The following is a 561-nucleotide window of genomic DNA, read 5'->3' on the forward strand; positions in this document are numbered from 1 at the left end:
GGTAAGCCTTTGCCATGACACATGGAGGAAATATTGGTGACCAGTGCCCGGTCGAGCGGTTTGCCCTTAACGTCCTCGTCTTTGCCCTCCTGCCAGCCCTCTTTCAAGCAGGGCAGGGTCAGGAAGGTTTTCACGTCCTTATATTTCGGTAAGCCTTTGCCATTACACATGGAGGAGATATTGGTGACCAGTGCCCGGTCGAGCGGTTTGCCCTTAACGTCCTCGTCTTTGCCCTCCTGCCAGCCCTCTTTCAAGCAGGGCAGGGTCAGGAAGGCCTTAACGTCCTGATCTTTCGGTAAGCCTTTAGAGGAACACATGGAGGAAATATTGGTGACCAGTGCCCGGTCGGGCGGTTTGCCCTTAACATCCTCGTCTTTGCCCTCCTGCCATCCCTCTTTCAAGCATGGCAGGGTCAGGAAAACCTTCACGTCCTTATCTTTCGGTAAGCCTTTAGAAGAACACATGGAGGAGATATTGGTGACCAGTGCCCGGTCGAGCGGTTTGCCCTTAACGTCCTCGTCTTTGCCCTCCTGCCAGCCCTCTTTCAAGCAGGGCAGCGTC

The 561-nt window shown here is 54.5% G+C and carries 1 protein-coding gene; it reads right to left on the minus strand.

Annotated features, from left to right (window positions below; all coding sequences use genetic code 11):
• The coding region (locus tag J7438_RS27170; protein ID WP_209279125.1) for a hypothetical protein at positions 1–561 on the minus strand (561 nt) is incomplete at both ends.

It is taken from the genome of Thalassotalea sp. G20_0 (assembly GCF_017744175.1).
Lineage (GTDB): Bacteria > Pseudomonadota > Gammaproteobacteria > Pseudomonadales > Endozoicomonadaceae > Endozoicomonas.